Source organism: Zobellella sp. DQSA1 (genome assembly GCF_041950555.1).
Taxonomy (GTDB): domain Bacteria; phylum Pseudomonadota; class Gammaproteobacteria; order Enterobacterales; family Aeromonadaceae; genus Oceanimonas.
Genome location: NZ_CP169531.1, coordinates 3,717,501 through 3,731,166, shown reverse-complemented (window position 1 = coordinate 3,731,166; position 13,666 = coordinate 3,717,501). Strand labels below are relative to the sequence as shown.

Below are 13,666 nucleotides of genomic sequence, written 5' to 3'. Positions count from 1 at the left end.
TGAAGGGAAATCTTGATGAAACCCATAAAAACCTGGGCCCAATACTACGTTGATTTGATGACCAAGCTGGGCATAGTGCGTTTCAGCATGTTGCTGGCGGCCTGTATCATCTTGTTGGCGATTTTTATCCAGGTAGGGGTGACCCTGTTTCTGCGTGGCTCGGTTGAATCCATCGATCTGGTGCGCTCCATCTTCTTCGGCCTGCTGGTGACGCCCTGGGCGGTGTACTTTCTGTCGGTGGTGGTGGATCAACTGGAAGATTCCCGCCAGCGGCTCAGTCGCCTGGTGCAACGCTTGCAACAGATGCGGGAACGAGATCTTGAGCTCAACAATGAATTGCAGGAAAAAATACAGCTGCTCAACCGCCAGATAGAAGAAACCCACAAGGCGGAAGCGGCCCGCCAGCAGGCCATCGAAGATCTGGAAGCGGAGGTCTACCAGCGGGAGAAGGCGCAGATGGAGTCCCAGGAACGCTCCGCCCTGCTGCGCTCTTTTATCGATACCTCGCCGGATCTGGTGTATTACCGCAACGAACTGGAGGAGTTTTCCGGCTGCAACAGGGCCATGGAAAGCCTGCTTGGCCGGCAGGAGAAGGAACTGATCGGCTTGACCCCCCATGATGTGTATCCGGAAGACGTGGCGGAAAAGGTGGTGGAGACCGACAAGGAAGTGTTCGCCCGCAACGAGAGCCAGACCTATGAGCAATGGCTGCAATACCCGGACGGTCGACGAGCCTGCTTCGAACTGCGCAAGGTGCCGTTTTTTGATCGTAACGGCAAGCGCCTGGGGCTGCTCGGCTTTGGCCGGGATATCACCGAGCGCAAGCGTTACCAGGAAGAGCTGGAAAAGGCCAGCCGCGACAAGACCACCTTTATCTCCACCATCAGCCATGAACTGCGTACCCCGCTCAACGGCATCGTGGGCCTGAGCCGGATCCTGCTGGCTACCGAACTCAGCCCTGAGCAGCGCCAGCATCTCAAGACCATCCATTTCAGCGCCGTCACCCTGGGTAATATCTTCAATGACATCATCGATCTGGACAAGCTGGATCGCAGCCGGCTGGAACTGGCGCCGGAGCCGATGGACTTCCCCGGTTTCCTCGACGATCTGGAGAGCCTGGCCCGGCTGCAGGCGGAGCAGAAAGGGCTCTACCTGCATTTCGATCGGGACGGCGACATGCCGGAGTGGATATTGGCGGACGGCACCCGGTTGCGCCAGGTGCTGTGGAACCTGGTGGGCAACGCGGTCAAGTTCACCGACGACGGCGGCGTCACCATCCGCTGCATGGCCGACGAACTGACGCCGGGGCAGGTGACCCTGCGCTTCGATATCGAAGACACCGGTATCGGCATTCCGGCGGAGCTGCAGCAGAAGATCTTCGCGCTCTATTTCCAGATTGAAGGGAAGAAGCACGCCACCGGGACCGGTATCGGCCTGGCGGTGTCCCAACAGCTGGTGGATGCCATGCACGGCACCATAGAGCTGGACAGCGAGCCGGGGGAAGGCTCCTGTTTCAGCGTCACCATCGTCGTTCCCAGGGCTCAGGCGCCGGTGGACGATCCGGCGCTGTCCCAGTTGCCTTCTCTTTCCGTGTTGCTGGTGGAGGACGTGGAGCTCAATATCACCGTGGCCCGTGCCCTGCTGGAAAAGCTGGGGCACAGGGTTACGGTGGCCCGGGATGGGGCTGAAGCCTTCACCCTGCTGTCCGGGCGCGCCTTTGATCTTGTCTTCCTCGATATCCAGTTGCCGGACATGACCGGCTTCGATATCGCCGTCCGCCTGCGGGAAGAAGCAAAGGCCAAAGGCGGCGCGCTGCCGCCGCTGGTGGCGTTGACGGCCAATGTGATCAGCGACAAGCAGCAATATCTGGCCGGAGGCATGGATGATGCCATCAGCAAGCCATTGTCCTCCAAGGCCATCAAGGGAGTCTTGGCCCGCTTTTTTGCCCATCGGCCCCAGCCGCTGGCACCGGTGCCGCCGGCCCCCGAGCCGGTGGATGATGGCGTGCTGGATCGGATGTTTCTGGACGATTATGTAGAGACGGTCGGCGCCATGGCCCTGCTTTCCAGTGTCGAGCTGCTGGAGCAGATGGCGGACGGTTACCTGGCACGGTTGAATCAGTTTATGGTGCAAAGACAACAGGAAGGCATCGTCGACGAAGCTCACAAGATCAAGGGGGCGGCGGGCTCGGTGGGACTGAAACGGATTCAACTGCTGGCCCAACGAATCCAGAGCCCCGAGCTGCCCGATTGGTGGGAGCAGGTGGAAGCCTGGATCGTCGAATTGAATCGCCGGCTACCTTCCGATCTGGCGACGTTGCGACACTGGCTGGAGAGCAGAGCATGAGCTTTTATCGGGAACTGATACTCGGGGAGCGGTTGGAGCCGGGGGCGGAGCAGGAAACCGCTTTGCAGGCGATAGAGGCGGATCGCAGCCGTATAGTGCAATGTTCGCCGGTGCGCCGGTTACAGCAAAAGACCCAGGTGTTTCCCCTCGACGTCAAGGCCTCGGTGCGCAGCCGGCTGACCCATTCTCTGGAGGTCAAGGAAACCGGTCGGCAGTTGGCCTTGACGGTGTTGCCCGGGGTAGCGCAGGAGGTGGACAAGGAAGCCTTTATCAGCCTGGTGGAGATGGCCTGTCTGCTGCATGACGTGGGTAACCCGCCGTTTGGCCATTTCGGCGAAGTGGTTATCATCGACTGGCTCGGTTCCCGCTTGCCGGCGCTGTTCCGCCAGGCGGTGGGCAAAGGTTCCCGCCAGTGGCCCATGCTGATGGCGGATCTGCGTCAGTTCGAGGGCAACGCCCAGAGTCTGCGGCTGTTGCACAGCCTGCAGGGGCTGAACCTGACCCTGAGCCAGTTGGCCGCCTTGCAGAAGTACGTGCGCGGAGCCTACCAGCGCAGGACCGCGGGGTTGTGGCAGCAAAAGCCGGGACATTTTTTCAGTGAACGTCCTTTGGTGCAGCAGATCCGAGCCCGCTTCCCGAGCACCGCCCGGGGACGTTACCCGCTCACCTACCTGATGGAGGCGGCCGACGATATGGCCTATGGGGTCGCCGATCTGGAAGATGCGGTAGACCGGGGGGTGCTCAGTCTGGCGGAGCTGGAGCAGGCCCTGCTGAGCGAGGGCAACGACTACCTCCGGTCCCGCTGGCGGGAGGCGGAGGTGGCAGAACCCGGCTTTTTCAGCCGCTTCCGCCAGGGCATCAACCAGGATCTGCTGGCCTTGGTCAGCGAACAGTATCTGTTGCATCACCAGGCCATTCTCGACGGTGTGCATGCCTCTCCCTTGCTGGCGGTCGAACAGGCGCCAGCCCAGGCGCTGCAGTGGCTGAAAGACTTCGCCCACCGGCGGGTGTTCAAGCGGCGTGAGGTGGAAGCGCTGGAGCTGTCCGGTTTTGCCGCCCTGAAGGGGGTGCTGGAGGCCTTTGCGCCCTTGCTGGCGCTGCCGATGCAGGAATTCACCAGCCTGGAGCAGCGGCAGGACGCCAATGGCCTGGTACTGCGCAGGCTCTATCACCGCCTGCCGCCCCGTCACCTGGCCGCCTATCGGCGTGATAGCCGGAGTGCCGGCTATTTTGAGAATGAGCAAGAGCGGGAATGGTATTTCCGGGTCCGGCTGTTGCTGGATTTCGTCAGTGGTATGACCGACACTTATGTCCTGGAAGAATATCGTCTGTTGTGCGGTTTTCAGGGCTGATCCGACCATAGGGTAATGACACTGGGGCCTGGGTTGTCGTCACGCGGAGTGGCCGGCGTTGCCCCCGGCTGATGGCGGACTGGGCATGTAATGGGGTTGTCCGAGGAAGCCGGGACATGCGTTATATAACACTGCTGTGTTCGCTGTTATTCAGTGCCTTGCTGCAAGCGTCCGGTCCGGTGATGGTCATGTATCAGGTTGATCTCGGCGATAGCTGGAGTTCGTTGGCGGGGCGCTTTCAACTGAGCGAGCATCGGTTGCGATGGGAGTTTAACCGTGAGCGCTTTATGGCGCCCCTGGCTGCCGGTGACTGGATTTGGGTGCCGGATCGCCCCCCGTTGCCTGCTGAGGTTGCCGGCCGGACGCCGGCGGCAACCTCATCTCCGGAGAGGATGCCGCAGACAGCCACCGCCTCCGTACTACCCCAGTTGGGGCCGCCGGATCCCGATGCGGCTCCTAAAACCGATCAGCTCTTGCTGGCGATTGCGTCCGCCGCCAAGGCCGCCGCGACCGACCAGCTGGATCAGTTTGTCGAGCAGCAGACCGCCAGCTTTACCGACGACACCCTGTTATTCGGTGCTCAGCAACTCAGGACTTTGCCCTGGCTGAATCCCGAGGACTGGGAATGGGATTATCAGCTGCCGCTTTTTAACAAGGATCCTCGCCTGAACAGCCGAATGGCCCTGCCCGTGACCTCGCAGCTACACGGTGAGCTGGGGCTGGACTATCGGGAAGAACGTCTTACCTATCAGTTTGGGGTTCACTTCCGGCAGCGGTTGAGTCGGCATGCAAGCGTTCATGTGGAGCCTGTTTTTGACTATCAGCCGCAGCCGGCGCATCACCGTGGCGGCTTGTTGCTGTTTTTGAGTCATCCGGACTGGATCCTGGGTGCCGGCCAGTACCAGGCAATGTCCGACTGGAAGCCGGGTTTGGGAGGCCTGGAACGGCCCGCCTCGGGACAAATGTGGTTTGGCGAGGGGCGACTCGGTTTTTTGCCCGGGCTCAGCGTATCCAGCCAACAGTACCAGTGGCAGGGACGGCAGCTCAGCCTGTTCGGCAGTGGTGACAAGTACAAGGCGGCGGCCTCCCGCCAATGGTCGATTAACTATGTCCCCTGGCGCATCTTTCGTCTGCAGACTTCCCTGCTGAGCAACAGTAAGGACAAGTTTGAATCCAGGGTGAGGCTGGGTATCGAGCTGCCCCTGCTGGTGTCGCCTGGCCAATGGTGGCAAAGCCCGGATCACCGGCCGCGTTATGATCGTTACCATCCCTTGCAGCACCATAAGGTCATGGTGCTGGAACATCGATAAGCCGCTCTGCGCCGGTTACAGCCGGGTATAGTCGGTGTTGGCTATACTCGCCTTGGTTTCCTTTTGTAGCAGGGTCAGCAGCAGTATGGCGCGGGTGTTGCCGTCGGCTTCCTGGTAAATGGCTTCCAGGCCGGTAAAGGGGCCTTCGCTGATCAGGACCCGATCGCCGCATTTGGGGATATCGCTGAGTTTCTCCCGCAATTCGTCGCTGTCCGAGCGGCACATCAGCTCGTAGACCAGTTCCGAGGGCACTACACAGGGCAGGGTGCCGAAGCGCACCAGATTGCGGATACCGCGTGTGGAACTGATGGTGGTGGAACTGGTGAGTTCCAGATCGACGCGGATAAATATATAGCCGGGAAACAGGGCCTCGGTACGGCTGACTTGCTTCCCCCGGACTATTTTCTGGACCTCCACGAAGGGATAGAAGGCCTCGATGTCCTGGTTATTCAGGTTCTGCAAGGCCCTGTTTTCTTCCCGGGGCCGGCAATGGGCCAGATACCACTTATTCATAGAACACCCTGGCTCGTGGTTTAAACCACCATTATGACAGTAGAAATAAAAAAGGCCACGGCTCGCCGTGACCTTGACCGGATTATGAACGGTGATTACCAGCCCTTGACTACACCGCCTTTAAACAGTTCCAGGGCCGCCTGGTAGACTTCTTCGCTCTGGTAGGCCTGGACGAAGGTCTGTACCCGCTCGTCGCTCTGGTTGTTTTCCCGGGCCACGATCAGGTTGACGTAGGGGGAGTCCTTGTCTTCCACGAACAGGCCGTCACGGGTCGGCAGCAGGTCGATCTGGGAGGCATAGGTGGTGTTGATCACCGCAAAGGCCACATCATCCAGGGAGCGGGGCAATTGGGGGGCTTCCAGCTCGATGATTTGCAGGTTTTTCGGGTTGGCGGTGATGTTGAGGGGGGTGGCTTCCAGGCCGACCGCATCGTCCACCTCGATCAGGCCCTGTTGTTCCAGCAGCAGCAGGCTGCGGCCCAGGTTGGTGGGATCGTTGGGCACGGCTACCTTGGCGCCGTCGGCCAGCTCATCCAGGGACTGGATGGACTTGGAATAGCCGGCGATGGGATAGACGAAGGTATTGGCCACCGGCACCAGCGTATAGCCGCGATCGGCGATTTGCTTGTCCAGATAAGGCTTGTGCTGGAAGGCGTTGATATCCAGGCTGCCGTCGTTCAGGGCCACGTTGGGGGTGACGTAGTCGCTGAAGGATACCAGCTCCACCTCCAGGCCGTATTGTTCCTTGGCGACCTTGACCGCCACTTCCGCCACCTGTTCTTCGGCGCCGGCAATTACGCCCAGGCGCAGGGGCTTGGCGGGGGCTTCGGCGTCTTGGGCCTGCTCACCGCAGCCGGCCAGGGCCAGGGCCGAGGCGAGAACACCGAGGGTGGCGAACGATTTGAAACCTAACTTCATGGGATAACTCCTTGTTTATATAAATCAACGATGATCCACATAAGCCACCAGGCGTTCGCCGGCGCTTTGGATGATTTGTACCAGTACCACCAGCATCACCACGGTGATCAGCATGATCTGGGGATCGAAGCGCTGATAACCGTAACGAATTCCTACATCCCCCAGGCCGCCGCCGCCGATGGCCCCGGCCATGGCCGAATAGTTCACCAGGGTCACCAGGGTGATGATGATACCGTTGAGCATGCCGGGCAGGGCCTCGGGCAACAACACCTTGTAGATGATCTGTATCCGCCGAGCCCCCATGGCCTGGGCTGCTTCTACCAGGCCGGCGGGGATTTCCATCAGCGCCCCTTCCATCAGCCGGGCCACGAAGGGAATGGCCGCCACGGTCAGGGGGACCACCGCCGCCATGGTACCGATGCTGGTGCCGACTACGAACCGGGTAAAGGGGATGATGGCCACCAGCAAGATGATAAAGGGAACCGAACGGCCGATATTGACCACGGTGCCCAGCACCTTGTTGAAGGCCTTGTTCTCCCAGATTTGCCCCGGCTTGCTCACATGCAGGGCGATGCCCAGAGGGATGCCCAGGACACAGGCGATGGCCCCGGAGCCGAAGGTCATGATCAGGGTTTCCCACAGGGCAGACAGCAGCAGATTAATCATGGCGTCGGACATAACCGAGTAACTCCACCTGAATTTTGTGATCCTGAAGATAGGCGAGGGCGGCCCGGGTCTGTTCCGGTTGGCCTTCCAGCTCGGCCAGCATAAAGCCGAACTTGACCCCGCCCGCGTATTCGATGTCGGCGCTGAGGATGGTCACGTCCACCCCCAGCTCACGGCTGAGGATGGAGATCAGCGGAGTATCCACTGTCTCGCCGGTGAAGCCCAGCCGCACCAGGGGCAGGGTGTTTGCCACCGGCTCGGCCGATAGCCGGCGCCGGTATTCCTCCGGTATCTCCAGATGGATGGTGGAGGCGATAAAACGGCGGGCCAGCTCGGTCTTGGCGTTGGCAAAGAACCAGGCTACTTCGCCCTGCTCGACCAGCTCGCCGTCATTGATGATGGCGACCCGATCGCAGATGTTCTTGACCACCTGCATCTCGTGGGTGATCAGCAGTATGGTCAGGCCCAGTTTCTTGTTGATGTCTTTCAGCAAGGTCAGGATGGACTGGGTAGTCTGGGGATCCAGGGCCGAGGTGGCCTCGTCGCACAGCAACACCTTGGGCTGGGGGGCCAGGGCACGGGCGATAGCCACCCGCTGTTTCTGGCCGCCAGACAATTCGCTCGGATAGGCCTTGGCCCGGTGGGACAGGCCCACCAGCTCCAGCAGTTCATTCACCCTGTTCCTGATGGTGGCCTTGTCCATGCCCGCCAGCTCCAGGGGCAGGGCCACGTTGGCGAACACGGTACGGGAGGAAAGCAGGTTGAAGTGCTGGAAGATCATGCCGATATTGCGCCGGGCCTTGGGCAGCTCGCCGTTGCCGAGCCGGGTCAGATCCTGACCGGCCACGATGACGTTGCCTTCGGTAGGGCGTTCCAACATGTTGACGCAGCGGATCAGGGTGCTCTTGCCGGCACCGGATTCACCGATGACCCCCATGATCTGGCCGGCCGCCACCTCCAGGTTCACGTTCCTGACGGCGTGTACGGCGCCTTCACCCTCGCCGTAGCGTTTACTGACATTGATTAGTTTGATCATCGGAGGATGAGCCCTTCCGGTATGGTTATCCACTGTGATAACAGATGAGTGTAGAGACAAGTCATGCAAGCATCACTAATGGCAGTGGATGCTAGGCCGTCTGGACGTCCAAGTCAATGTAAATTTCCCTGCCGCCGCCGACGTTGAACGGAGTGGCATCCGTCTTGCTAAACGAGTTGCGAATGGGATAGGGTATCGCTGAGCCCCGGCTGTATCCTGTTCAGGGAAGGAATGATAAGGGAGATTATGGGCCAGTATTTTCTGCGTCGGTTACTGTTGCTGATCCCCACCTTTCTGGGCATCACCCTGGTGGTGTTTGCCATTACCCGTTTCGTGCCGGGCGGCCCGGTGGAACGGATGCTGATGGAAAGCCAGTTGGTGGGCAGCGAGTTCAGCCAGAGCACCAGAGGCAGCCAGGTGCTGTCGTCCGAACAGATCGATGAACTCAAAGCTTTTTACGGCCTGGACAAGCCGATGATGACCGCCTACTGGGACTGGCTCAACAAGCTGGTGCGGCTGGATCTGGGGGAGTCGACCCGCTATTACCTGCCGGTGTGGGAGTTGATCAAGGAACGACTGCCGGTCTCCGCCTTTTTCGGTATCAGCACCTTCCTACTCAGTTACCTGGTCTCCATTCCGCTCGGTATCCTCAAAGCACTGAAACACAATAGCCGTTTCGACAGCATCAGCTCCATGCTGATCTACGCCGGCTATGCCCTGCCGGCCTATGTGGTGGGGATTTTTCTGCTTACCGTGTTCGCCTTCCAGCTCGGCTGGTTTCCGATGGGCGGTTTCGTGGGGGATGATTTTTACTATCTGGACGGTTTCTGGCCCAAGACGTTCAACCTGTTCCACCATGCCCTGCTGCCGCTCATCGCCTACGCCATCGGCGACTTCGCGGTGCTGACCATGACCATGAAGAACAGCCTGATGGAAAACCTTTCCGCCGACTATGTGCGTACCGCCGTGGCCAAGGGGCTGCCCTTTCGCAAGGCGGTGACCCGCCATGCCCTGCGCAACAGCCTGATCCCCATCGCCAGCCATTTCGGCAACGTGATTTCGGTGTTTTTCGCCGGTTCCTTCCTCATCGAAGTGATCTTCAACATCGACGGCCTGGGGCTGCTCGGTTACGAGGCGGTGGTGGAGCGGGACTATCCGGTGGTGATGGGGATCCTCGCCATCACCTCGCTGCTGATGCTGGTGGGCAATATACTGTCAGATATCTGTGTGGCACTGGTGGATCCCAGGGTGCGTTTCGATGGCTAGCTTCCTCTCCGATCTGACTCGCAAGAAACTGCGGCGCTTTCGCAGCATTCGCCGTGGTTATTACGCCTTCTGCCTGTTTATGCTGATGGTGCTGTTGGCGCTCTGTGCCGAACTGTGGGCCAACAATAGGGCGCTGCTGGTCAAGTATGAAGGCAGGCTCTATTTTCCCACCTACGGCGCCGTGATCACCGGTGATACCTTCGGGCTCGGTTACCGGTACGAGACCGATTACCGGGAACTGAAACAATTGCTGGCGGAGCAGCCCGGCAACTGGGTGCTGCTGCCGCCGGTGCCCTGGAGCCCCTATGAGCAGGACTACGGCGCCGGCAGTTTCCCGCCCAATGCCCCCAACCTGGAGCATCGGCACTTCCTCGGCACCGACAGTTCGGGAAGGGACATACTGGCCCGGCTGGTGTACGGCTTCAGAACCGCCGTGGGCTTTGCCTTTATCGCCCTCACCGCCAGCTATGCCATCGGCGTGATGCTGGGGTGCCTGATGGGGTTCGTGGGAGGCAAGTTCGACCTTTTCTTCCAGCGTTTCATCGAGATCTGGTCCCAGGTGCCCTTTCTCTATGTGATCATGATACTGGTGTCCCTGACCCACCCTAACTTTATGCTGTTTGTAGGCATCAACGTATTGTTTGGCTGGATGGGCATCACCTGGTACATGCGTACCCTCACCTACAAGGAGAAGGCTCGGGACTATGTGCTGGCGGCGCGGGCCCAGGGCGCGGGCCTCGGGCGCATCATAGTGCACCATATCCTGCCCAATACCCTGATGATGGTGGTGACCCTGGCACCCTTTACCGTGGTGGCCAATATTTCCTTGTTGACGGCGCTCGACTACCTCGGTTTCGGCCTGCCACCGCCCACTCCCAGTTGGGGGGAATTGCTGCGCCAGGGGGTCAACAACCTGGATGCGCCCTGGATAGTGGCCTCGGTGGTGACGGCGGTATCCCTGGTGCTGATCACCGTGTCCTTTATCGGTGAGGCGATCCGTGAAGCCTTCGACCCCAAACATTTTTCCCGTTACGAATAGGCAGGGAACGCGATGAAAAAACTGACTTCGATACTGACCCTCTGCTGTCTGGCCTTCGGCCTGGTGGCCGCCGAATTGCCCGCCGATCTGGAGTGGCAGAGCAACGACCAGGATCCCATCTTTGCCTCGCCCGAGGCCAGGCGAGGCGGCGAGTTCAATATGATGATGTTGAGCTTCCCGCTCACCTTCCGCACCGTGGGGCCGGACTCCAACACTGCCTTCCGTTCCTTTATCCTGGAAAACCAGCTCGGCCTCTACGGCCTGCACCCGGAAACCGAGAACCCTATTCCGGCCCTGGCCACCCACTGGGCCTTCGGCGACGATGACAGGACCATGTATTTCCGGCTAAACCCCGAGGCCCGCTGGTCCGACGGGGTGCCGGTTACCGCCGATGATTTCCTGTTCGCCCTGGAGTTCATGCGCTCCGAAGTGATCCGCGCGCCCTGGTACAACAACTACTATACGGAAGAGATCGTCGACATCACCAAATACGACGACCATACCCTCTCGGTGACCGCCGGCAATCCCAAGAGCCGGCGCGAGCTGCTCAATACCGTCGGCCTCACCCCCCAGCCCAAGCATTTCTATGAGTTGAGCGAGGACTGGGTGCGCCGTTACAACTGGGAAGTGGTGCCGGTGACCGGCGCCTATGTGGTAAGCGACGTGCGGCGGGGACGCGCCATTACCTTCAAACGGCTGGACGACTGGTGGGGTAATGATCTCACCTACTACCGGCACCGTTTCAACGTGGACGAGATCCGCTTGACCGTGGTGCGGGATCTGAATATTGCCTACCGCCACTTCCTGCGGGGCGACGTTGACACCTTCGGCCTTATCCTGCCCGAGTGGTGGCACGACAAGACCGATACCCCCGAGTATCGTAACGGTCTGATCAACCGCATCTGGTTCTACAACGATATCCAGCAGGGACCCCAGGGGCTGCATCTCAACACCGCCCATCCGCGGCTGCGGGACGTCCGGGTACGGGAAGGTATCGCCCACGCCATCAACATGCAGCGCATGCTGGACACCATACTGCGTGGTGACTACGAGCGCATGCACAGCTTCGGTACCGGTTATGGCGACTTCACCGACACCGGTATCAAAGCCCGGCCATTCGATATCGAGCGGGCGCGGGCCCTGTTCGCCGAAGCCGGCTACAGTCGCCAGGGTCCCGGCGGCATATTGATGAACGCCGCCGGCGATCGCCTTAGCCTGGCGGTGACCTACACCACCCAGGAGCACACCGCCCGGCTGGCGATACTGCGGGAGGAGGCCCGCAAGGCGGGGCTGGATCTGCAGCTCAACCTGGTGGACGGTGCCACCGGCTTCAAGGCCATGCTGGAGAAGAAGCACGAGGCGGCTTGGCTGGGCTGGGGAGGCGGTGGTCTCTATCCCCAGTACTGGGAGTTTTTCCATTCGGCCAACGCCGACAAGCCCCAGACCAACAACCTGTTCAATGTCAGCGACGAACAGTTGGATACCTTGGTAGAGGAATACCGGATCACCATGGATCTGGACGCCAAGGCAGCCATTTCCCGCCGGATCCAGCAGCGTGTGCACGATCTGGCCGTCTTTATTCCCGGCTATCAGGTACCCTACACCCGGGAAGCCTACTGGCGTTATGTGAAGCTGCCCGAGGCTAAGGGCACGGCCCAGTCGGCCTCCCTGTTCTGGCCCATGGAAGGTGCTCCCCACAGCACCGGCGGCCTGTTCTGGATCGATGAGGCATTGAGGGCCGAGATCAAGGCCGGCGGTAAAACCTATGAGCCGGTGCTGGACGTGGTGGAAACCTGGCGGCGCAAGGAGCCCTGATGAGTCCCTTGCTGATGGTCGACAACCTGGCGGTCAGTTTCACCACCGAAGCCGGCAGCTTTCGGGTGGTGGACGACGTGAGCTTCTCGGTGTTCGCAGGTCAGACCCTGGGGCTGGTGGGAGAATCCGGTTGCGGCAAGAGCGTGACCGCGCTGAGCCTGCTGGGGTTGTTGCCCAGGCCGGCCGGCCGGGTGGTCGGCGGTCAGGCCCTGTTCCAGGGCCAGGACCTGCTGACCCTGACTGCCGAGCAGCGTTATCGCATCCGCGGCAACAAGATAGCCATGATCTTCCAGGAGCCGATGACGGCGCTGAATCCGGTGCACAGTGTCGGCCGCCAGTTGATGGAGGTCTACGAACTGCACCGCCCCGAACTCGGTAAGCGGGAACGTTGGATCCAGGCGGCGGAAATGCTGCGCCAGGTAGGGATACCGGAGCCTGAGGCCCGGCTCGGATCTTACCCCCATCAGTTGTCCGGCGGCATGCGTCAGCGGGTCATGATCGCCATGGCCCTGGCCTGCGAACCGGATCTACTGATCTGTGATGAGCCCAGCACGGCGCTGGATGTGACCATCCAGGCGCAGATTCTGCACCTGATCCGGGAGCTGCAGCAAAAGACCGGTATGGCGGTGATTTTTATCACCCATGACCTGGGAGTGGTCGCCCAGGTATGCGACCAGGTGCTGGTAATGTACGCCGGCCGCAGCGCCGAGCAGGCCGGGGTGTTCGATATCTTCGAGCGCCCCCTCCATCCCTATACCCAGGGATTGCTGTCAGCCATTCCCCGGCTGGACCGGATCAGCAAGACGCTCCTGCCGACCATCAAGGGCCAGGTGCCTTCCATCGAAGAGCAGGTTGCCGGCTGCCGCTTCGCCAATCGTTGCCCTCATGCCACCGATCGCTGCCGGCAGCAGCCGGATGCGGAACTGGCGGTGGTGGGACACAGCGTCTGGTGTCATCACTGGCGGGAGTGGGGCTGATGAGCGTGCTGCTGAAAGTGGAAGAGTTGAAACAGTACTTTACCCTGGGAGGTGGCCTGCTGCGTCGGGGCAAGACCCTCTATGCGGTCGATGGGGTCAGCTTCGAACTGGAGGCGGGCAAGACCCTGGGGCTGGTGGGCGAATCCGGTTGCGGCAAATCGACCCTGGCTCGGGCCGTGCTGAAACTGCACGACCCCACCGCGGGCCGGATCCTGTTCGATGGGGAAAATATCACCGGCTATTCGAAGGGGCAGATGCGCCCCCTGCGACGGCAGATGCAACTGGTGTTCCAGGATCCTCAGGAGTCCCTCAACGCCCGCCACACCATAGCCACCATACTGCAGGAACCCTTTGTTATTCATGGGCTGGGATCGGCGCGTGAACAGCGGCAATGGGCGGCGGAGCTGCTGGAACGAGTGGGGTTGCCGG

At 60.6% G+C, this 13,666-nt stretch carries 12 protein-coding genes (1 of these 12 running past the window's edge); 8 read left to right on the top strand and 4 right to left on the bottom strand.

Features of this window, described 5'->3' with window-relative positions:
• Positions 1 to 15: 15 nt before the first annotated feature.
• The 3 genes from arcB (at position 16) to ACEVBK_RS17735 (ending at position 5,008) form a co-directional block, all read left to right on the top strand.
• Complete coding sequence (arcB, locus tag ACEVBK_RS17745) at positions 16 to 2,346, top strand: aerobic respiration two-component sensor histidine kinase ArcB (protein ID WP_375056220.1); 2,331 nt, start codon at positions 16 to 18, stop codon at positions 2,344 to 2,346.
• Entirely contained in the window at positions 2,343 to 3,698 is a 1,356-nt protein-coding gene (gene dgt / locus ACEVBK_RS17740) for a dGTPase (RefSeq protein WP_375056219.1), read from the top strand. Before arcB ends, dgt begins: the two co-directional genes overlap by 4 nt.
• Positions 3,699 to 3,814: 116 nt before the next feature.
• A complete protein-coding gene (locus ACEVBK_RS17735; protein ID WP_375056218.1) occupies positions 3,815 to 5,008 on the top strand; it encodes an inverse autotransporter beta domain-containing protein in 1,194 nt (397 codons plus the stop codon).
• A gap of 15 nt (positions 5,009 to 5,023) precedes the next feature.
• Here the strand turns inward: ACEVBK_RS17735 and rfaH are convergent, their stop codons facing one another.
• From rfaH to metN, 4 genes are all read right to left on the bottom strand, one after another.
• Positions 5,024 to 5,521, bottom strand: a complete 498-nt coding sequence (gene rfaH / locus ACEVBK_RS17730) for a transcription/translation regulatory transformer protein RfaH (protein ID WP_375056217.1) — start codon at positions 5,519 to 5,521, stop codon at positions 5,024 to 5,026.
• Between the two features lie 95 nt (positions 5,522 to 5,616).
• A complete protein-coding gene (locus tag ACEVBK_RS17725) occupies positions 5,617 to 6,438 on the bottom strand; it encodes a MetQ/NlpA family lipoprotein (protein ID WP_375056216.1) in 822 nt (273 codons plus the stop codon).
• Positions 6,439 to 6,462: 24 nt separating this feature from the next.
• Positions 6,463 to 7,116, bottom strand: a complete 654-nt coding sequence (locus ACEVBK_RS17720; RefSeq protein ID WP_375056215.1) for a methionine ABC transporter permease — start codon at positions 7,114 to 7,116, stop codon at positions 6,463 to 6,465.
• Positions 7,097 to 8,140: a methionine ABC transporter ATP-binding protein MetN gene (gene metN / locus ACEVBK_RS17715; protein ID WP_375056214.1), complete on the bottom strand. Its 1,044-nt coding sequence runs from the start codon at positions 8,138 to 8,140 to the stop codon at positions 7,097 to 7,099. Before metN ends, ACEVBK_RS17720 begins: the two co-directional genes overlap by 20 nt.
• Before the next feature lie 246 nt (positions 8,141 to 8,386).
• Between metN and ACEVBK_RS17710 the strand changes: the two genes are divergently transcribed.
• The 5 genes in view from ACEVBK_RS17710 to ACEVBK_RS17690 are tightly spaced (at most 12 nt apart) and all read left to right on the top strand, a layout consistent with a single transcriptional unit that may run on beyond the window.
• Entirely contained in the window at positions 8,387 to 9,406 is a 1,020-nt protein-coding gene (locus ACEVBK_RS17710; RefSeq protein WP_375058599.1) for an ABC transporter permease subunit, read from the top strand.
• Complete coding sequence (locus ACEVBK_RS17705; protein ID WP_375056213.1) at positions 9,399 to 10,445, top strand: ABC transporter permease; 1,047 nt, start codon at positions 9,399 to 9,401, stop codon at positions 10,443 to 10,445. The genes ACEVBK_RS17710 and ACEVBK_RS17705 overlap by 8 nt, the downstream gene beginning before the upstream one ends.
• 12 nt (positions 10,446 to 10,457) lie before the next feature.
• A complete protein-coding gene (locus ACEVBK_RS17700; protein WP_375056212.1) occupies positions 10,458 to 12,260 on the top strand; it encodes an extracellular solute-binding protein in 1,803 nt (600 codons plus the stop codon).
• Positions 12,260 to 13,237: an ABC transporter ATP-binding protein gene (locus ACEVBK_RS17695; RefSeq protein WP_375056211.1), complete on the top strand. Its 978-nt coding sequence runs from the start codon at positions 12,260 to 12,262 to the stop codon at positions 13,235 to 13,237. Before ACEVBK_RS17700 ends, ACEVBK_RS17695 begins: the two co-directional genes overlap by 1 nt.
• Positions 13,237 to 13,666, top strand: partial view of an ABC transporter ATP-binding protein gene (locus tag ACEVBK_RS17690; RefSeq protein ID WP_375056210.1) — the start only. The gene runs 599 nt beyond the window's last position; the window shows 430 of its 1,029 coding nt (coding positions 1-430); it begins with the start codon at positions 13,237 to 13,239; its stop codon lies beyond the right edge, outside the window. Before ACEVBK_RS17695 ends, ACEVBK_RS17690 begins: the two co-directional genes overlap by 1 nt.

Excerpts from the sequence above, each read along its gene's own strand:
- metN (WP_375056214.1), bottom strand. The coding sequence starts at position 8,140 with ATGATCAAACTAATCAATGTCAGTAAACGCTACGGCGAGGGTGAAGGC.
- ACEVBK_RS17700 (WP_375056212.1), top strand. The coding sequence starts at position 10,458 with ATGAAAAAACTGACTTCGATACTGACCCTCTGCTGTCTGGCCTTCGGC.
- arcB (WP_375056220.1), top strand. The coding sequence starts at position 16 with ATGAAACCCATAAAAACCTGGGCCCAATACTACGTTGATTTGATGACC.
- ACEVBK_RS17725 (WP_375056216.1), bottom strand. The coding sequence starts at position 6,438 with ATGAAGTTAGGTTTCAAATCGTTCGCCACCCTCGGTGTTCTCGCCTCG.
- ACEVBK_RS17705 (WP_375056213.1), top strand. The coding sequence starts at position 9,399 with ATGGCTAGCTTCCTCTCCGATCTGACTCGCAAGAAACTGCGGCGCTTT.
- ACEVBK_RS17710 (WP_375058599.1), top strand. The coding sequence starts at position 8,387 with ATGGGCCAGTATTTTCTGCGTCGGTTACTGTTGCTGATCCCCACCTTT.
- ACEVBK_RS17720 (WP_375056215.1), bottom strand. The coding sequence starts at position 7,116 with ATGTCCGACGCCATGATTAATCTGCTGCTGTCTGCCCTGTGGGAAACC.
- ACEVBK_RS17695 (WP_375056211.1), top strand. The coding sequence starts at position 12,260 with ATGAGTCCCTTGCTGATGGTCGACAACCTGGCGGTCAGTTTCACCACC.
- dgt (WP_375056219.1), top strand. The coding sequence starts at position 2,343 with ATGAGCTTTTATCGGGAACTGATACTCGGGGAGCGGTTGGAGCCGGGG.
- ACEVBK_RS17735 (WP_375056218.1), top strand. The coding sequence starts at position 3,815 with ATGCGTTATATAACACTGCTGTGTTCGCTGTTATTCAGTGCCTTGCTG.
- rfaH (WP_375056217.1), bottom strand. The coding sequence starts at position 5,521 with ATGAATAAGTGGTATCTGGCCCATTGCCGGCCCCGGGAAGAAAACAGG.